General features: G+C 58.7%; 15 protein-coding genes. 9 read left to right on the forward strand and 6 right to left on the reverse strand.

All coding sequences use genetic code 11. The features are described 5' to 3' along the window. Nucleotides 1–14: 14 nt before the first annotated feature. Nucleotides 15–965: a helix-turn-helix domain-containing protein gene (locus tag EXQ56_07695; protein ID MSO20335.1), complete on the reverse strand. Its 951-nt coding sequence runs from the start codon at nucleotides 963–965 to the stop codon at nucleotides 15–17. Between the two features lie 247 nt (nucleotides 966–1212). On the opposite strand from EXQ56_07695, the gene EXQ56_07700 reads away from it, so the two are divergent. From EXQ56_07700 to EXQ56_07710, 3 genes are all read left to right on the forward strand, one after another. Beyond that, complete coding sequence (locus EXQ56_07700) at nucleotides 1213–2352, forward strand: hypothetical protein (GenBank protein ID MSO20336.1); 1140 nt, start codon at nucleotides 1213–1215, stop codon at nucleotides 2350–2352. Beyond that, on the forward strand, nucleotides 2310–2744 hold the full coding sequence (locus EXQ56_07705) for a (2Fe-2S) ferredoxin domain-containing protein (GenBank protein ID MSO20337.1): 435 nt from the start codon (nucleotides 2310–2312) through the stop codon (nucleotides 2742–2744). The genes EXQ56_07700 and EXQ56_07705 overlap by 43 nt, the downstream gene beginning before the upstream one ends. Before the next feature lie 148 nt (nucleotides 2745–2892). Beyond that, nucleotides 2893–3903, forward strand: coding sequence for an alpha/beta fold hydrolase (locus tag EXQ56_07710; protein MSO20338.1), 1011 nt, complete (start codon nucleotides 2893–2895; stop codon nucleotides 3901–3903). A 130-nt stretch (nucleotides 3904–4033) separates the two neighbouring features. Here the strand turns inward: EXQ56_07710 and EXQ56_07715 are convergent, their stop codons facing one another. Next, nucleotides 4034–5425 (reverse strand): anaerobic glycerol-3-phosphate dehydrogenase subunit C, encoded by a 1392-nt coding sequence (locus tag EXQ56_07715; protein MSO20339.1) that lies wholly within the window; start codon nucleotides 5423–5425, stop codon nucleotides 4034–4036. 245 nt (nucleotides 5426–5670) lie between these two features. On the opposite strand from EXQ56_07715, the gene EXQ56_07720 reads away from it, so the two are divergent. Next, on the forward strand, nucleotides 5671–6393 hold the full coding sequence (locus EXQ56_07720) for a dienelactone hydrolase family protein (protein MSO20340.1): 723 nt from the start codon (nucleotides 5671–5673) through the stop codon (nucleotides 6391–6393). 25 nt (nucleotides 6394–6418) lie between these two features. On the opposite strand, the gene EXQ56_07725 is transcribed toward EXQ56_07720, so the two are convergent. Beyond that, complete coding sequence (locus EXQ56_07725) at nucleotides 6419–6940, reverse strand: phosphatidylglycerophosphatase A (GenBank protein ID MSO20341.1); 522 nt, start codon at nucleotides 6938–6940, stop codon at nucleotides 6419–6421. A 176-nt stretch (nucleotides 6941–7116) separates the two neighbouring features. Then, nucleotides 7117–8421 (reverse strand): thymidine phosphorylase, encoded by a 1305-nt coding sequence (locus tag EXQ56_07730; protein ID MSO20342.1) that lies wholly within the window; start codon nucleotides 8419–8421, stop codon nucleotides 7117–7119. Nucleotides 8422–9214: 793 nt separating this feature from the next. Between EXQ56_07730 and EXQ56_07735 the strand changes: the two genes are divergently transcribed. The 5 genes from EXQ56_07735 (at nucleotide 9215) to EXQ56_07755 (ending at nucleotide 12613) form a co-directional block, all read left to right on the forward strand. After that, a complete protein-coding gene (locus EXQ56_07735) occupies nucleotides 9215–10033 on the forward strand; it encodes a hypothetical protein (protein MSO20343.1) in 819 nt (272 codons plus the stop codon). 548 nt (nucleotides 10034–10581) lie between these two features. Further along, nucleotides 10582–10812: a hypothetical protein gene (locus EXQ56_07740; protein ID MSO20344.1), complete on the forward strand. Its 231-nt coding sequence runs from the start codon at nucleotides 10582–10584 to the stop codon at nucleotides 10810–10812. Nucleotides 10813–10897: 85 nt separating this feature from the next. Next, nucleotides 10898–11152, forward strand: coding sequence for a hypothetical protein (locus EXQ56_07745; protein ID MSO20345.1), 255 nt, complete (start codon nucleotides 10898–10900; stop codon nucleotides 11150–11152). A 63-nt stretch (nucleotides 11153–11215) separates the two neighbouring features. Continuing rightward, nucleotides 11216–11497 carry a hypothetical protein gene (locus EXQ56_07750; GenBank protein MSO20346.1) on the forward strand — a complete coding sequence of 94 codons (282 nt, stop codon included), beginning with the start codon at nucleotides 11216–11218 and terminating at the stop codon, nucleotides 11495–11497. A 474-nt stretch (nucleotides 11498–11971) separates the two neighbouring features. After that, entirely contained in the window at nucleotides 11972–12613 is a 642-nt protein-coding gene (locus EXQ56_07755) for an NAD-dependent epimerase/dehydratase family protein (GenBank protein MSO20347.1), read from the forward strand. Nucleotides 12614–13296: 683 nt separating this feature from the next. Here the strand turns inward: EXQ56_07755 and EXQ56_07760 are convergent. After that, nucleotides 13297–13863 carry a hypothetical protein gene (locus tag EXQ56_07760; protein ID MSO20348.1) on the reverse strand — a complete coding sequence of 189 codons (567 nt, stop codon included), beginning with the start codon at nucleotides 13861–13863 and terminating at the stop codon, nucleotides 13297–13299. Nucleotides 13864–14115: 252 nt separating this feature from the next. After that, entirely contained in the window at nucleotides 14116–17508 is a 3393-nt protein-coding gene (locus EXQ56_07765; protein MSO20349.1) for a TonB-dependent receptor, read from the reverse strand. Nucleotides 17509–17882: the final 374 nt, after the last annotated feature.

Consider the following 17882-nt stretch of genomic DNA (forward strand, 5'->3'; position numbering starts at 1 on the left):
AAGTTCCGTGACTGTCAGCCCGCGGCCCTCTCCGTTCGGATACTGGAGGACCTTGCCGGACGATTGTTTTGTGGATTTCCCGGTGCCGTGCTCTTTCCCTTCACGGCTTTCACCAGCCCCAGTCCGGTCATCACCAGCTCAACAATTTTCTCAGGTGGATGCCGCCACGTTTCCATCACCAATTCCGCCTGCGAGTACAGGGGCTCGCGAATTTTCAGCATGACCTTTAGTTCATCCTTCGCTGCCGGATTGTTGCGCATGGGCCGGATGTCGCCCTGCGCAACCACGCGGTTCCAGTGATCCTGCGTGCGCGCCTTCAGCCATACTGTGTGGCACTGCCGCCGCACCATGGCCCAGGTCTCCCGGTCCGTTACCAGCGAGCCTCCGGTGGCGATCACGGCGGGAGCGGCGCTGGCCAGGAATTTTTCCATGACATCGTGCTGGAGTTGGCCGTAGTAGCCCTCGCCATGCAGCGTGAACATCTGCACCAGATTCAGGCCGGACTGCCGCTCCAGCAGCGCGTCGAATTCCACGAAGCGTATTCCCAGCCGGCGCGCCAGCAAACGGCCCACCGTGGATTTGCCTGCGCCGCGCACGCCGACCAGCGCGATGGAGCGGGGAATGGGTTTGTGCAGCCGCTCGGAGAGCCACTTGTATAGCTCATCGAGACTGTCGCCGCCGCAGCCCTCTACTAATTCCAAAACGCGGCCACGCAGCGAGACATCTTTCTTGTTGGCGGGGATCAAACTTTGCAGCGGTAACTCCAGAGCGCTGGCCACGCGCAGCAGACGGGCCACGGAGATGTTGCCGCGACCGGCTTCCAGCTCGGACAGGAATCGCGGTGACAACCCGGCCTGACCGGCCAAATCGTGAATGCTGCGCCCGCCTTCGTTGCGCAGAGTGCGCACGCGTTGGCCGAGGTCCTTCAGGAATCCATCGGCTTCGAATTTATGGTCAGTCGCCATGCCTGAACCTCGCTGCCCGCCCGGCCAGTCCCCGATTTTCTGACGGGCACTTGATATGCATTATATTTCACTTGTCAAGAAAGTCAAGCTGCATTAAATTTCTAAGTGGATGGTGTCTTTGGCTTCCGCTCCGGTTACTGGCAAGGGAGAGAGGAAGCGAGATGCGCCGTAAAAAGTTTACAGTTTGTCGCAACGAAATTCATCTATCCGGGAGCCTGTCGGGCCGCCCGCTAAAGGAGCCAGAACGATGCTAGTCAAGAAAAGCAGGGTGCAGACCTTTGATGATTGGATCGATTATTTCCATCAATGGCGCAACGACATCGGCTATCCCACCGACCTGATCGGCGCGGACTATACCTTTGAGACCAAGCTGAGCGAGCTGGAGAGCGACGAAGTTGAGTTCGGCCACTTTGCCGGACAGCGCAAGTGGGAGAAGGTCTCCGACATCCCGGATCAGCGCATCAAGGACGCGCTGCTGCACCTGATCGAATTCCAGGGCGACACCGAGTTCGCCTCGGTCGAGCAGCAGAAGGGTCTGCTCGATCGGGCTCCGACCAAGTACGATCTGGACTCGATGCTGCGAGTGAACCGCGAGGAGATGCGCCACGGCTGGCAGATGGGCTATCTGCTGGTAACGCACTTCGGCGACACCGGACGGCAGCGCTCCGAGCGCCTGCTCACGCGCCGCGCCTCCGAGCGCACTCGTCTGCTCGGCTCCTTCAACGAGCCGGTCAACAACTGGCTGGACTTCTTCACCTATACCGACTTCATCGATCGCGACGGCAAGTACCAGTTGAACATGCTGAGCCGCAGCGCGTTCGCGCCGCTGGCGCAGAGCATGCGTCCGATGCTGCAGGAAGAGGCGTTCCATCTGCTCACCGGCAACACCGGCCTGATGCGCATTGTGAAAGCGGGAGTGATTCCGACCGCGATTATTCAGAAATATTTCAATAAGTGGATCTCCACGGCCTACGATCTGTTCGGCCAGGATGAATCCTCGACGGCCTACTGGGCATACCTGTGGGGAGTGAAGGGGCGCTACGACGAGCACCTCTTCGACGGCCCGCCGGACATGAACAAGATCAACGACGTGTCGCGCAACCAGTACTACAAGGAAGTCGCGGCCATCGTGGATTCGCTCAACAGGAACATCAAGCCGGATCAGCAGAAGTTGGTGATGCCGGACATTAAGTTCAACCGCGCCGTGGGCATGTACGCCGGACAGCCTTACAGCGTTACCGGCGAACTGCTCTCACCCGAGGAATACGCGAAGCATAAGGACGACGTGGTCCCCAGCGAGGCGGACGTGCAGTACGTCATCAATCTCGAAAAGGAGAAAACTCCGTGGATCGTGGACCCGAATCAGGCAGCAACGCCGGCGCGGTAACCGGGCTGGCGGAAAATCCCGCGGAAGCCAAGAAGCTGGTCTTTGTCTGCATGAATGTGGATTGCCGTGTGCGAGGCGCCTCCGAAGTGATGGAGCGCCTCAGCACTCGAGTCCAGAACGAATGCAGTCAGTCGACTGGCGGAGAGGGCGCGGACAATCCCTGCGGAAATACCGAAGTGCGGCCGTACATGTGCTTCGGCGGCTGCCACGACGGTCCCAACGTGATCGTCTATCCGGATCGCGTCTGGTACGCCAACGTGAAGCCGGAGGACGCCGACACGATTGTGGATCAGCATTTGAAGAAGGGCGAGATCGTAAAGCCGTTGACTGGGAAGATCGAAAAGGGTCTCGAAGATATGATCTTCAATCTTCTGGATTTCGGCATCTACTAGCGCGACTGCTGAATCCGCAAGGAGTTTTGAAAACAGTCCAGATAATTGGACCATCACGCAACACCAATCAAGGGCCTGCGGGAAGTACTCTCACCCGCAGGCTCTTCGCTTTTGGCGGCTCCGCCAGTCGGTGTGCTATTTTGAGGTTATGCTGCGCGCCGCCATAACCGCTTTCCTGCTGACCCTCCTGGTCGCCCTACCGGGCGAAGCGCAGAGTCGATACCGTGCCGAGCCCGATCCGCAATCGCCGGCGGGCATACCTTACCAGCGTTACTTCACGCGAGACACATACAACCGGCGGATTACATTCTACGTTTCCGGTAATCCGCGTGAGCGGCTGCCGCTGGTTACAGTCGTCCTCGGTTCGGGGGCCTTCTCGAACTTCCGGCGCGAGGGTGAGCGCATCGTGGATGCGCACGGAACGGTGCGGCAAGCGTTTGCGGGGAAGGCGCACATTGTGGCGGTGGAAAAGCCCGGCGTCGAATTTCTGGAGCAGCCCGGTCATGGGAGAGTGGAGGAAATTCGCGGCTCCCTCGAATTTCAGGCGGAAAGCGCGTTGCCCCGGTGGGTGGAGGCGGTCTCCGCCGCGCTGCGAGCGGCGCGCACGTTGCCGCAAGTGAATACGAAGCAGACGCTTATTATCGGACATTCGGAGGGCGCGCTGGTGGCCGCGCTGGTGGCTTCGGAGAACTCCTTTGTGACGCACGCGGCCTCGCTGGCGGGACCGGGTCCGACGATGCTCTTCGAGTTGACGCGCAAGGCCCGCGAGGGGCGGCTCTATCCCGACTTGCAGAATAATCCGCGGCAGCAGGTGGCGCAACTTGATGCCGACATCGCCGCTGTTCGCCGTGATCCATCGAGTACCACGAAGCAGGCCGCGGGCCACTCGCATATCTATTGGTCCAGCCGCTGGCCCCATTCCACCATGCGCATTTTTTCGCGCAGCCGGGCGCGAATCTTTCTGGCGCACGGAACGGCCGACCGGAATATTTCCTTCGTGAACTTTGAGCTAATGTCCGAGATGTTGCGCGAGCACAAACGAGACGTTACCAGCATGCGCGTGGAAGGCGCGGATCACGGCTTCCGCATCGCCGGGCCACCATCGCGCGATGCCTGGGGAGACGTGATCAACAACTTGAAAAACTGGTTCCTGCCATAACCCGCAGCGGGAGTGTTTTAATCAGAGCCCCGACCGCCAGGGAGGGGGCACGGTTGCCGGTTACCACAGACCGTTGCACGTGCCCCCTCCCTGGCGGTTGGGGCTCTGATTCGCTGACTGCAACGCTAGCCTAATGCACACTGAAGTCGATGTCGCCGTCGGGGCCTGGCATCGGCATTGGTGGAGGCGGTGGCGGCGGGGCCGTGAGCGCGGGCTTGGCCGCATGATGCACGTCGTGGCCTTTCTTGGTCTGCGGCGGCGCGACGCCATAGGCGCGTGCCAGCACCTCGATGGGATGGATGGGCTTCTTGCCGGTGGCCTGCTCCACCTGAATCGCGGAGAGAGGGCAGTCCGTGGTGGTGCAGCAATCCTCCGTCTTCATGAACTTGAATAGCGGCTTGCCCACCGTCATGGACATCTCGAAGTATTCTTTCTTAACGCTCCAGCTTCCATCGTGGCCCGAGCAGGCCTGCATGCGCTTGACCTCGGCGCCGGGGATGATGGCCATCAACTCCTGACCTTTGAATCCCATGTTCTGCGCCTTCAGATGGCAGGGCTGGTGGTAGCGAATCTTCCCGGCTTGCTTCAGACCCTCCTCGGTGAACTCGGCAGCGAGCTTGCCCTCGGCGTGCAGACCGACAAGATACTCGGATAAGTCCATGGTGTTGGCGGCCACGAGTCGCGAGTCTTCGGTGGGAACCAGGTTGGGATAATCGAGCTTCATTGTGTAGCTGCAACTGGCGCTGGGTACGACAATTTTGTAGCCCTTCTTTACCAGCGGAGCGAGCCGGGCGACGTTGGCCTCCGCTTTCGCCACGGCCTGCTCAGTCATGCCGCTATCGAGGAAGGGAAGTCCGCAGCACTCTTGAGCCGGCACGGCGCACTCGATGCCGTTATTTTCCATCACGGCCACGGCGGCCCTGCCGATCTGCGGCTCGTTATAGTTAATCAGGCAGGTGTAGAACAGCGCGGCCTTCGGAGCGTCAGGAGCAGTCGGCGGCGCATTGTGTTTGCCCGACCAGGTCTCGAATGTCTGCGCGTGGAAGGTGGGCAGGATGCGGTCCTTGTGGATGCCGAAATGCTTCTCCATCAACTCGCGCAGCTTGGGGTTCTGATTCACCCAGTTGACGACGGGCGCGGCCAGGCTGGAGAGCTTTCCCACCAGATCAATATCGCCCAACATGCGATCCCGCATGGTGAAGCCCGTTTCTTTCTTGTCCACGATATGCGCGCGCATGATCATGCGCGGATAGTCGATATCCCACTCGTGATTCGGGACGTAAGGGCAAACGACGTAGCAAAGCTTGCACTGGTAGCACTCGTCCACCACCTGCTTGATCTGCGGCTCGCTCAGCGTGTAAACGTCGCCGGCGTTCTCGTCGGTGTACTGGAACAGATGCACAAAAGATGGGCAGTAGGTGTCGCAGACGCGGCAGCCGTGGCAGACGTCGAAGACGCGCAGCAGTTCTTTGCGCGTTACCTCCGGGTCCCAGAATTCCTTGGATCGAATGTCGAAGTTCATGTGCGTTGAACCCTGTTCCGCGCACCTCGCTCAGGCGGGCACGCACGGTGATGGCATTGTCAGTGGAAACAACTCCAAAGCTTGTCATCTTACCGTGTTCTGCAATCGCAGAGCAATTGTTCCCTGTAGAAAATATATTGCAACACCCCGCCATGTATGAGTAGAATCTTCAAATTGCAGTTGCCGGACGTCTGTCCGTGGTCTTGGTGCAAAATCGCGCGCGAATGGAAGCAGGGTAGTAATTCATGGACATCATCGCAGAGAAGATTAAGACAGCGGACGGGGCGGAGGGCTATCTGGCCCGCCCAAAGGATGGTTCTGCCCCGGGGTTATTAATTCACTTTGAAATATTCGGCGTGAACGATCACATTCAGGATGTCTGCCGGCGTTTCGCGGCGGAGGGCTATGCGGCATTTGCTCCCGATTACTATTGGCGTGAGCAGACCCGCACGATCCCTTACGCGGAAGTTAAGACAGCCTTTGGAATGGCCAACAAGCTGAAGGACAGCGAGATCATCTCCGATGCCGCGAGCTGCATTCGGCACCTGCGGGCGCAGCCGTTCGTCAAGACGGGTGGGATGGGCACGGTGGGCTTCTGCATGGGTGGGCGCATCTCCATTCTGGTTGCGACCCAGCTTCCTGCGGAAATTGGCGCGGCGGTCAGCTTCTATGGGGGCGGGTTGGCGGGAGAGCCGCGCTTTGCGGGTCTGACGATGAATACAATGGACGAAGCGCCCAAGCTGAAAGCGCCCGTGCTGTTATTCTACGGCGCGCTCGACAAGATGATCACGCACGACCTCGTTGACCGTTTCACCGGACGGCTCAAGGAACTGGCGAAGGGTCATCATAGTTTCGTGTATCCAGGAGCGGATCACGGTTTCTTCTGCAACGAGAGGCCGACTTACAATGCGCATGCCGCTGCCGATGCCTGGCAGAAGAGTCTCGATTTTCTGAAGGCGAATCTGTAGAGTTGGCTCGGATTGCGGAAAGCCATCAACCGAAGTAGCCCCAGCTCCACAGCAGGAGTCCGCCAACGACGCCTGCTCCGATGTCATCGGCGACCACGCCCCATGCGCCCGGCAATTTGTCCAGACTGCGAATGAAGAGCGGCTTGGAGATGTCGAAGATGCGGAACAGGATGAAGCCCGCGACCAGATGCGTCCAGTTCCACGCAGCCGCCGGGGGCCAGAACGCCAACGCCAACAGAGTAACGGACTGCCCGGCGATCTCGTCGATGACGATAACTTGAGGATCGTTGCTGGAGAAGTGCGGCAGGGCCCGCGCCGTGATCCACACCGATAGCAGAGTAAGCACGACAACTGCCAATACCAAAGCCCAAGCCAACCAGATTCTGCCCAGGCCCAGGCTGCGCGTCCCGGTCTCCAAAGCGAGAAAGACGATCACCCCTTCGACTGACCCATAGGTGCCCGGCATCTTGGGCAGATAGCCTGCGCCCAACCCGGTGGCCAGCCATACGGCCCAACGACTGGAGGATGCTGCGGTAGGGGATGGCATATGGGTTCAATTAAGGCGGGATTACCAAGGTACGGCGAAGGCACGGATCGAGCACGGCCAGAACACGGCCAGAGCACGGAATGTGAAGCGGCCCTGGAGCAACTACGAGCGGACGTCATGAAGATTCGCGCAGGGAAGCATCGCTTCCTCTACCCCGCGCGAATCAGTGGCCTGAACTATTGCATCACCTCGTAAACCAGAGGCCGCGTGTCTGGAGCGGTGGTCGAGATGCGGAAAGCGTCTTCCACGGTAGCGGTGGCTTCTTCAAGATTGGAGTCATCGTTGTAGTAGATGGTGCAGAGACGGTCACCAGCGTTGATGCGGTCACCCACCTTATGCTCGAGTACGATGCCTACCGCCGCATCGAGCGCCTCGTCGGATACACCGGTCTTCCGCCCGATGAGTGCTACAGCGCGGCCGATATCGTCCGCTGAGATGCGCGAAACAAATCCAGCGCGTGGCGAGGAGATCACGTGCTCCGCCGAGGCGTTTGGCAGCAACTCAAAGCTGTCGATCACCTGCGGATTGCCGCCCTGAGCCTCAATGAGTTCACGGAACTTCTGCAGACCCTTGCCGTCATTGAGCAACTGGAATATCTCTTCCTTGGCGCTGTCAAGGCTCCGATCCGGATGTGCGAGGCAGACCATGCGCGAAGCGATTTCCAGAGAGATCTGTACTAGATCATCGGGGCCATTTCCGCGCAGGGTTTCGATGGCCTCCATCACTTCCAGCGCGTGGCCCACTGCGTATCCCAGGGGCTGATCCATCTCTGTGATCAGAGCCACCACCTTGCGTCCCATCCGCTTGCCAACGGTGACCATGATCTGCGCCAGACGCCGCGCGTCGGTCATTTTCTTGGTCAGCGCGCCGGAGCCCACCTTCACATCCAGCACCAGTCCATCCGTGCCTTCCGCCAGCTTGCGGGCGAGGATAGAGCCGGCAATCATGGGGATGCACTCGGACGATCCCGAGCCATTGCGCAGTGCGTAGAGCTTCTTGTCGGCGGGAAGTAAGCCCTCTACGGGAGCCATCATCGCGATGTTTACCTTGCGCAGCGCCGCTTTAAACTCCACTGCAGTAAGGCTTGTCTTGAATCCTGCGATGGACTCCATCTTGTCGAGCGTTCCGCCCGTGTGGGCCAAACCACGTCCAATGATCATCGGAACGGAGATGCCTGCCGCCGCCACCAATGGGCCGACTATCAAGCTGACTTTGTCGCCCACGCCACCCGTGGAGTGCTTGCTGATCTTCACGCCAGGGATATCGCTCAAGTCCATCGGAACAGCCAGCTTGAGCAGCTCATTCGACCACTCGTATTGCTCCTGGTCCGACAATCCATTGAAATAGATGGCCATTAGCAGGGCCGAGGCCTGGAAATCGGGCACCTCGCCCTTGACGATCCCTTGCAGGAAAAATCCGATCTCTTCAGGCGATAGCTCTCCGCCATCGCGCTTCTGAGTAATAATTTCCGTCATTCTCATGAGGTTAAGCTTTTCTCCAAGTATCAGTTTCCCGGAACATCGGGTGTCTTCCTTTTGGACCTGACTGTTGGCCCTAGCTGTTGGACCTGGCCGCAATCTGTGGGCCAATTAACCGCGCCATTGCATATGAAGAAGCACTTCCCACTCAGTCACCGCCAAGGCTAAAGCGGGGCGCCGATGGTCACTTTTGCAATCACAAGAAACTTGGCCAGACTAACATCCACGGAGCCCTGTTGCCAAGCAAAATCTGAATGGCCACGGTGGTACGGCCGAACATTCTTGGAAAACGAACCCTGCTATTGCTTTATTTAGCACATCCGGTTAGAATGGATCTTTCCAAAAGGATGGTTGCAGGTTGAGGCCGACGGTTCTTTCTCTCTCGCCGTTTGACGGGCAAGCGCGATGTTGCCAGTCAGTCTAGGCCTCTAGAAAAGTCCTGTGATGGTTTCCCAATCCACCACGGATTGTCTCATTTTTGTTTTGTGGCAAGGCGCGTGTAGGCGAACTAACTGAAAACGACCAAGGGATGGGCAGTATCCTCTGCCGTCCAGCGGTACTTAGGAAATCGCCCTAGAATGCTCTGTAACCACAGGAATTCTCACTCCGCGACGGCACGATCCTGGCGAACCTGCCGGGTCGCCTCTTCCGCCCTCCTGTCACTATTCCCAGAGACTTTCCAGCGCCATAGTCATCAGCTAAAACATCGCAATACGCCGTTATCCATGCGGGTCGCGGCGCTACTCCAATCAGGACTTGGCTGGCTAGCAGCGCAGCCGAATCGAGGATAATTCTTATGTCGTTCTACGCCTACGGACTCCTCCGCCTTCCCCCCGACGAAGCGCTTCCGCAGATCAAAGGCATCGACGAAACACTGGTCTTTCCGTTCCGCTGTGAGAAGTACGGCATGCTTGTCAGCCGCCTCAATAGGGATTTCCGCTTCACGCCGCACTCCATCGCTGAGCACTGGCAGGTCATCGCCCGAGCCTTCGAGTCGCATACCGTTCTGCCGATGCGCTTCGGCACCTTCTTCAGCAACGAGATGCAGATCATGGAGCTGATTCGCCAGAACCGTCAGGAGCTGGTGGAGTCCTTCTGCCGTCTGCGCGGCAAGGCCGAGATGCGCATGAAAGTACTGATTGGCGCACCTGCCGCCGCGCCTGCCGGCAAGTCATCCGCGGCCAGCCGCAAGCCGCCGCGCCGCGCCGCGCGAGCCAGTGGCGCCGCTGGTATCGCCACTTTGATTGCCCCACTGGCCCCCGTCGAGCCCGTCGAGATTGACCCGCGCAGCCTGGAGATGGCCAGTCAGGCCGCCGCGCATCTGCAGGCGGCGCTCAAGCCGCTGGAGCATCACATCATCAGCCATCGCATGGAAGGCCCGCAATGCCAGGTCGAGTTGGTGCACTTGATCGAGTTGACCAACGCCCCGGCTTATCAGAAGTTCAGTCAGGCACTGCTCCAGTCCGGCCAGAACGTGGACCTGCGCCTGAGCGGTCCGTGGCCGCCGTGCCACTTCATGCCCTCGACGATCAAGCCGCCCAAGGCCAGTCTGTCGATGTCGCGCCCGAGCCTGCGCACGGTCCCTCGTTCGATGGTCCGCGCTCTGGCCCGCTAGACATTGTGAACCGAGCCGCGACCGAAAGGGAGCGGGCACGCTCGACGATTTTCAGTGTCCATTGAACGCGACTGCTCCCTTTCGGGAGCGGCTTGGTTCACACCCCAAATCATCCCAATTTGCGGTTCTGCACAAAGTGCACACTTTCACGGTTTTCACCACTCTGACCACAAACTGCCCTGACCAAAACAGGCAAGAAAAAAAGCCACCTCGCCGCATGGCAGGATCGGTCTTTGCGGAATTTGCGGTTCTGACCAAATTTTCCAGCCGAATAATCTGTCAGATTCAACCGCCACGCGAGGAAAAGGGGACGTCGCAAGTGCGGTGATTTATTTTCCGTCACTGCTGCAATTTAGTTTTTCCAGGATCGACCGGCGCAGTATAACGTGGTCCGCATACCGCTCTTTCCGACTCACTCACAAAAATAATCACGCAGTTCAGGCTGGTTCCTTTTGCCCCCTTTTACCTGCACGGACGGTCAGGGACGAATGGGTGGCAGGACTTTACGTATAGCTATTATATAGCTATACTAACTTTGGTGAAATTTCGTGAAGCTCGAATCTGATCCTTCCGCGGTTGCATGGCTGGAGGACCTTGTCCCGGACCCCGAGGCGTTTGAGTGGGATCAGGGAAACGAAGCGAAGAATCTCAAACATGGATTGACTCAGGATGAAATTGAATCCGTGTTTTGGCAACTATATGTCTTTGCAGGACGAATTGTAGAACCAGCACACGCAGAATGGCGGGGATTGATTCTCGGCCAGTCGGCTCAGGGATGACGGGTCGCGCTGATATTCACTCGGCGAAGTGAGAAAGTTCGTGTAATCTCCTGCCGGTCCATGCGCCCCACAGAACGGAGGCTTTATGAAAGCTCGACGACCCAAGCGTGACGATCAAGTTCATGAGTTCAAAAAACGCGATCTAGGCAAGGATATCGAACGCAGCCGTTCCGCCGTGGTCATTCGCGCCCACAAAGGAAAGACGCCGCGCTCCTTGCCAACATCGATTCTTTTGGATTCGTCTCTCATCGGCAGGTTAAAGGTAAAAGCCGGGGATCGTGGCATCGGTTACCAGACCATGCTCAAAATCATCCTGCACGAGCACGTGGACGACTATTGAGTAAGTTCGTTCCGCCTCAAAAATCGCGTGGTTCAGGCCGTCCCCTTTCCCATGGAGCCAGCCTTGTTTGATCAACGACTGACACTCACTGCAATTCGTCCTTATTTGTTGAGTTGCGGCCTGTTGTTGATTCCCGTGAGCGTTTGGAACATCGCGCTTGCGGGGTACCTCCCCCCGTCTTTCGCTCCCGCCGAATTTTGGAGGGACATTCCAGTGCCGCTGGCATTGGCCGAGAATGGTTTGCGTCTTGCCGTCTTTGTTCTGCCGTTTCTAATGCCCCTCAACCTAGCAGCGCCGGGTCGCATCCGCAAGTTACTTGTCTTCGTTGCTGGCACCTTGCTCTAGTTCGCAAGCTGGCTCGCGCTAATCTTGTTTCCGACATCGGCGTGGTCATCCTCCGCGCTCGGCTTCGCGGCGCCCTCATATACGCCGTCGCTGTGGCTCTTTGGCATTGCGTTGCTCGGCCGCCGGTTGTTCTGGGGCGCATTCTATCGCTGGTGGATGTACGCTGCGCTAGCAATTGCTTTTCTCGCCGCCCATGTTTCGCACACCGCATTGGTATTTACTCGCACCCACTAGCAGCCCGTGGCAGAAACCACTCTGAAATAAAAGGGGACCGCCTGAACTGCGCGAATTAATTCTGGTTGCTGCTTCCATAGGGTTTTCCCTGCATCGACCGGCACGGCATACGCTCTCGGCTTACTGCTGCTCCCACTCACTGACAATGGTATAAATGGGTATGGATGGGGACAACCTTCCGCAATTCAATTCGCGTTGCTGCTCCCTTAGGGTTTTTCCTGATGGATGGGTATTCTGAAAATGAAGCGTCTCTTCATAACCGGCGGAACTGGCTACATGGGTCGCCCGCTCATCCCGGAGCTGCAGCGCATAGGATGGCACGTCCGCGCGTTGGTTCGCAGTGGCTCGGAGAATAAACTTCCGCAGGGTTGCGAGGCGATTATTGGCGACGCTCTGCATAGCAACTCGTACGCAAGTCAGGTTCGTCCGGCCGATACGTTTGTGCATCTGGTGGGAGTCTCTCACCCCAACCCTGCGAAGGCCGCGGAATTTCGGTCGGTCGATTTCACTGCGTTACAAGCCAGTGTTGCCGCTGCCGTGGAGTCTGGATGCAATCACTTTGTATACGTCAGCGTGGCGCAACCGGCCCCGGTCATGAAGGCTTATCTACAAGTTCGCGCCGAATGCGAGGAAGTGATTCGCGGCAGCGGACTCCATGCGACCATTCTGAGGCCGTGGTACGTGCTGGGTCCGAGCCATCGCTGGCCTTACCTGCTGCTGCCTATGTACTGGGTTCTGGAACGACTGCCGGCAACGAGGGAATCCGCCCACAGGCTGGGATTGATAACGCTGGATCAAATGATCCGCGCTCTCGTCGGCGCAGTGGAGAGACCTTGCTCGGGAATTCGAGTCCTCGGCGTGCCAGAATTGCGGCGGGCGTGAATGGCACACTCCCACGGAGGAAAAGGAAGGGAAGATAAAAAATGGACCGCTTGAACTGCGCGAATCTTTAAAATGCGATTCACCTTCCACTCTGCCGAAGGCGGGAGCGCAGACGCAGTCGGAGCGGCGCTGGGGTGCGGCGACATCTGATGGCTTATATAATCTCCATCTGAATGAATAACCTAGCCCGCTGCGGCGGCACCCGCCTCGTCGTCTTAGCTCGCTCCGGCTACGCCTGCGCATGGGCCTACGGCAGCGAGGTAAAGTCTCTGTAAATCAAATGCGTAAGTGTGGGGCAGAATGCCACTGAGCTTTGCAGCTTGTTCGACGCGCAGGGGTGGCCTGTGGGCGAGATAAATCGCGCAGTTCAGGAGCCTGTCGGAGTGAAACTACTTTCTACCGAGAATCACAACTTACGACCATGCGGCGCTCGTAGTTATGGATTCTACGTTCAACAAATTCTATCTCCGACAGGCTCTTGAATTGCATGATTTATTCAAGACAACTTGGCATTTATGAAGGGCAACTCCGGGCAGCACACATCGGTTTCGGGGCGGCATAAGTGGTCAGCATGCCGCTGATTCTCAATCCCCGGCTAAAATATTTCGCGCAGCTCCCGACCGTCCCCTTTCCCCCGTGTTTACACGGTGGATTCCCCGACGGTTAATTTCCGGAGACGCCGGTTAACTTCCCGGGACCATGATATGCGCCGTCGACGTGCCCGGATTCATCACCCACGCGCCACCTTGATTGCGGTTGTCGGGGAGTCCCGTTGACTGCGTCGTGCCGCCGGGTACGGCAATCGTCGTGTGCCGGCGAGCCTTGTCCTCGCTGGCGCCCATGAAGTTGAACCACATGGACCCGTACTCGGGCTTCACGCGCGTTCCATCCTTCTCCGCGGCATCCAGCAGCACCTGGGCCTTGGCTTTGTCGCCCACGGCCTCGAGCTTCATGTTCTGCGCCACTCGCTCCAGGTTGCCGATGCTGGTGCACTCAATCGAGAACGGTTGTTGCAAAGGCTGGCCGGAGCGGTCGTAGCAGACCAGACGACCGGTCCCTTTCTTCAACGTCTCATAGCTGAAATCGGCTTTCCACTTAATCACCGTCGCTTCCTCGCGCAGGTTGGCCGCGATCGCCAGTAAGGCTTTGTCGATGTCCGGTGAGGAAATCGGCGCAGCCGCCGGGGCCTGGGAAAAAGCCAGGTTCGTAAATAGAACTGCTCCGAATACAAACAGAGAAATGAGTTTCATGCGAGTCCTCCGATGGCCATGTGCCCTTTTGGTGTTGAAAATGAGCGTTCCGAAAATCAATGACAGTATAGCACGCCAAGCGAAGCAGCGAACCGCCAGGAATCTGGGGACCACCGCGCGCTTTATACAGACCAATTCACGAGTAGTGGGTCCGTTTGAAATTTGCAAATCGTCAGGGCAGCTTTCAGCAACCCGTGAAGGCATGCGCTGACGGGTCTTCCAAATTCAAATTGACCCACTAGCCACTCTTGGTTAAAACGCCACGCGCAGCGACAACTGAATTTGCCGTGAATTGCCGCGCGTGGAATCAATGCGGCCAGATTCGGCACGACGCGCCAGGGTTCCCGCGCCGGGCTGATTGGCCGCCGGCCCCGTCCGGTCAAATACCACCAGCACGGGGATGGAGAAGTTGGGACGATTCAAGACGTTGAAGAACTCAGCGCGGAACTCCAGCTTGCCCGTCTCGCCAAGCATCGGCAGGCCGGTGTCTTTTCGCAGATTCAAATCCACCGTGGCGCTGCCGGGCGCGATCAGCGTGTTGCGTCCCAGGGTGCCTTGATACTGTCCAATCGGCTTGGTGCGATCGCAGGGGCCATTGGGCACATCCTGCGTGCTGGCGCAGTTGAATGTGGGATAGATGTACTGAGTCGGGTCAAAGTAGGCATCCGGACTCTGCGCGCGGGCGGAGTTCTGATTCCCGTCGGCGATCAGGTTGATGGTGCTGCCTTCCTGAAAGCGTTGGGTGATGTTGGTCTGAACGCCACTCACTAGTTCGCGCGAACGGATGATCGTCGACGTGGGATTCATCGGATAGCCGTCGTTCATGCGGACCACTCCGCTCAATCCCCATCCGCCCAATGTCTGGCCGGCGAAGCCGCTCCAATCCTTGCCGGGGAGATCAATAATGAAGCTGTTGGTCCAGCTTCGGGGAACGTGGAAGGCGGAGAGTGCATGCTCTTTCTCCAGGAGATGCCCGCGACGATCGGCCTCGTTGAAGTCGGTGGCACCGCTCCAGGTGGAGGTGTCGTCGGTGGTCTTGGACCAGGTGAACGCGCTCGAAAACTGGAAGCTCCCGCTGAAACGCTTGTCCGCATTCACGCGTAGCCCGTGATAATCCGATGTGGCGTCGGTCAGCCGCCAGCGCATGCGTCCGAAGTTGTCGTTCAGCAGCCGCGGGCTATCTAGCAGGATGAAGTTGGTCAGCCCATTGCTGGCGGGGATAAACGGGTTGGTGTTGAACATGATTGCGCCGCGTCCCAGATGCGTCCCGCGCGCAGCCGAGTATCCGGCGGAGATGGACAGGTTGCTCACGATCTCGCGCTCGATGTCCAAACTCCATTTGTAGACGGTGGGCTGCGATGCCGCGAAGATGAAGCCGTCGAGCTGCGGCTTCGAGCCAATGTTGGCGCGCAGCAGATCGTTCTGCGTGGCAAACATATTGGGGAAGTCGATGCGCGTGCCGGGCCGCGCGGCGGTCAGCGCTGCCTGATCGACCTCCGCGACGGAGAAAAACGGCGACATGCGCACCCCGGCCGTGCCGTAATTGTGGAACAAGATCTGATCGTGGAAGGTGCCGAATCCGCCGCGCACGCTGGTCTTGGAGTCGCCAAACGGCGTCCAGGCAAAGCCCACGCGTGGAGCGAAGTTCTTGAGCGAAGGGTTGAGGAAATACGGGTCGCCTACGTCGATACGGTTTTCGGTAAGCCGAGCCATGTTTTCCAGCGACAGATCGCGCACGGTGGAAACCTTGTTGTTGGCCTCCGTTGGGCTGGTGATGAATTCATGCCGGATGCCGATGTTCAATGTAAATCCGGGGGCCAGCTTCCAGTCATCGTGCAGGTAACTTCCCATCAGGCTCTGTCGCCAGCCGCGGATGTCATCCGAGCCGGGGCGAATGAAGTTGCCGGCGGTCACATCGCCGTTCAGAAAAGAAGTCACCGAGGCGAAGGTAAAATTTCCGCCGGCGTAAAAGTCGGAGCGCTGATTGAATTGGAAGCGCTCGAACTGCCCGCCAAACCGGATGGAATGCGCGCCCGCCACCCAGGTGAATTCTTCCTTGAACTGGAAGGTGTTCAATATGTGTTTTTTGGGGTTGAGCGTGCTGCCGCCAAAGCTGGTTAGTCCGGTGATGGTGATGATGCCGGGGACATCGGCCTCGCTGCCCAGGCTCCGCCCGACGACCTCGGGGAATCGGTCCGTGTCGGTGCGCGGCAAGTCATTGAAGCGCAGGTTGGTCCGGTTGAACGAGAAGTGGGTGCGGCCCAGCACGGCGGGGGAGTAGATATGCGTCTGCTCCAGAGTCGAGTAGCGGCTCCCGGTTACGGCCAGCTCGGTGACGTTGAACAGCGGGTCGTTGTTGCGGGCATTATCGACTACCATGCGGAAGAAGATGCTGTCGTTCTCTGAGAAGTTGTGGTCCACGCGGCCGGTGAAGTAGTTTTGCCTGGTGTCGGTGGGTGCGGCGTCAAAGAAGTTTCCGCGATCTGCGTCAATGTCGCCCGCATTGGGCAGCGGATAAGCTTCCCAATACGGGCGAACCTGCGGGACCACCGCACGCGTGCCGGCGGCCACGGCGGAGCGCAGCGCGCGCGAAGGTACCGTGTAGGTGGCCGTCTCGCCCTGCGCCTGGCGCAGTCCTTCATAGCTGCCGAAGAAGAAACTCTTGTCGGTGATGATGGGACCGCCGAGCGAGCCGCCGAATTGGGCGCGGCGGAACTCTGCCTTGGTGCCGTCACCGCGGGCATTGTCTTCCCATTTCGATGCGTCCAGGTTGTCATTGCGCAGGAAGCCGAAGACCGATCCGAACATTTTGTTGGTGCCTGACTTGCTGATGGCGCTGATCACGCCGCCAGTGTGGCGTCCATACTCGGCGTCATAGGCGTTGGTGATGAGCTTGAACTCGCGCACCGTCTCGATGCCGGCCATGGTTCCCGCCGCCGAGCCGGAGCCGCCGGCGGCGTCATTGATGTCGGCGCCATCGAGCAGGAAGCTGTTGGAAGCATAGCGCTGGCCGGAGATGGCCAGTTTGCGCCCGAAGCCTTTCACCGCGCTGGATTCGGCGGGCTCGGTGAACACGGCGTTGGTTTGCAGCGCGGCCAGCTCAATGAAGCTGCGACCGTTGAGAGGCATCTCGCGCATCTGCGCCTGATCGACCACCGCGCCCACCACCGCCGTGGTGGTCTCCAGTTGCGCCGCTTCGCCCGTGATGGTAACCGACTCGGCCACGTTGCCGACGTTCAGCGTGAAGTCCACCACCGCCTCGCGGCCAATCACCAGCGTGATGCCCTGACGGACCTCCGTCTGGAAGCCGGTCATCCTGCTTTCCACGCTGTAGGCGCCCACGGCCAGCGCCGGGATGCGATATGCGCCGTGCTCATTGGCCGGGACGGTGCGGGTGATGCCGGTCTCGGTGTGCGTGGCGGTAACTTCCGCGCCGGGCAGCACTGCGCCGGACTGATCCTTGATGGACCCCAAAATGGTCGCGGTAGTCTGCGCGCTGGCGTTGCGCGCGCTGACCAATATCAGCAACAGGGCAATTGCCATCAGGGCAATCGCCGCGGGCGCGGCCACTTTGCCTGCGAGTTTGGTCATCATGGTGAATTCTCCTTCGTTTTGAGTCAGACCGTTTTTAGGGCAAATTGCCATTTAGGAAAGATGGATTGGATCGGACCATCCCCGCAGGGGATCGATCCCATTCAAACCGCCACTATCAGTTTCCACCCTGCATTCAGCAAACCTAATTGACAAGTTGGCAACAGGCTACACCTCCGAACGGAGGGGAGTCAATTTATTAGTTATATAAAGTTTTTGGTACGTCCGAATGGGCGGATGCTAGACCATTTTTACTTTTGGTGTGGTGCCATCAGAGACCCTGACCCGCCCGAGATTTTGTACCAATCCTTGTGAGAGAGTTTACATCACAACCTGAGGCCGAGAAACTGGGTTTTTGACAGGGCTATAGGCCCCCGGCGCCGGGGGCCTATAGCCGAGCGCCGAGTGCGGCCTGCGGGTGTTGTACT

Source organism: Acidobacteriota bacterium, assembly GCA_009691245.1.
Lineage (GTDB): Bacteria > Acidobacteriota > Terriglobia > 2-12-FULL-54-10 > 2-12-FULL-54-10 > SHUM01.

What these genes read in the sequence shown, in the direction of transcription:
- EXQ56_07725 (MSO20341.1), bottom strand. Translation starts at nt 6,940, where the DNA reads ATGCCATCCCCTACCGCAGCATCCTCCAGTCGTTGGGCCGTATGGCTG.
- EXQ56_07700 (MSO20336.1), top strand. Translation starts at nt 1,213, where the DNA reads ATGCTAGTCAAGAAAAGCAGGGTGCAGACCTTTGATGATTGGATCGAT.
- EXQ56_07755 (MSO20347.1), top strand. Translation starts at nt 11,972, where the DNA reads ATGAAGCGTCTCTTCATAACCGGCGGAACTGGCTACATGGGTCGCCCG.
- EXQ56_07710 (MSO20338.1), top strand. Translation starts at nt 2,893, where the DNA reads ATGCTGCGCGCCGCCATAACCGCTTTCCTGCTGACCCTCCTGGTCGCC.
- EXQ56_07730 (MSO20342.1), bottom strand. Translation starts at nt 8,421, where the DNA reads ATGAGAATGACGGAAATTATTACTCAGAAGCGCGATGGCGGAGAGCTA.
- EXQ56_07720 (MSO20340.1), top strand. Translation starts at nt 5,671, where the DNA reads ATGGACATCATCGCAGAGAAGATTAAGACAGCGGACGGGGCGGAGGGC.
- EXQ56_07765 (MSO20349.1), bottom strand. Translation starts at nt 17,508, where the DNA reads ATGGCAATTTGCCCTAAAAACGGTCTGACTCAAAACGAAGGAGAATTC.
- EXQ56_07735 (MSO20343.1), top strand. Translation starts at nt 9,215, where the DNA reads ATGTCGTTCTACGCCTACGGACTCCTCCGCCTTCCCCCCGACGAAGCG.
- EXQ56_07745 (MSO20345.1), top strand. Translation starts at nt 10,898, where the DNA reads ATGAAAGCTCGACGACCCAAGCGTGACGATCAAGTTCATGAGTTCAAA.
- EXQ56_07715 (MSO20339.1), bottom strand. Translation starts at nt 5,425, where the DNA reads ATGAACTTCGACATTCGATCCAAGGAATTCTGGGACCCGGAGGTAACG.
- EXQ56_07760 (MSO20348.1), bottom strand. Translation starts at nt 13,863, where the DNA reads ATGAAACTCATTTCTCTGTTTGTATTCGGAGCAGTTCTATTTACGAAC.
- EXQ56_07695 (MSO20335.1), bottom strand. Translation starts at nt 965, where the DNA reads ATGGCGACTGACCATAAATTCGAAGCCGATGGATTCCTGAAGGACCTC.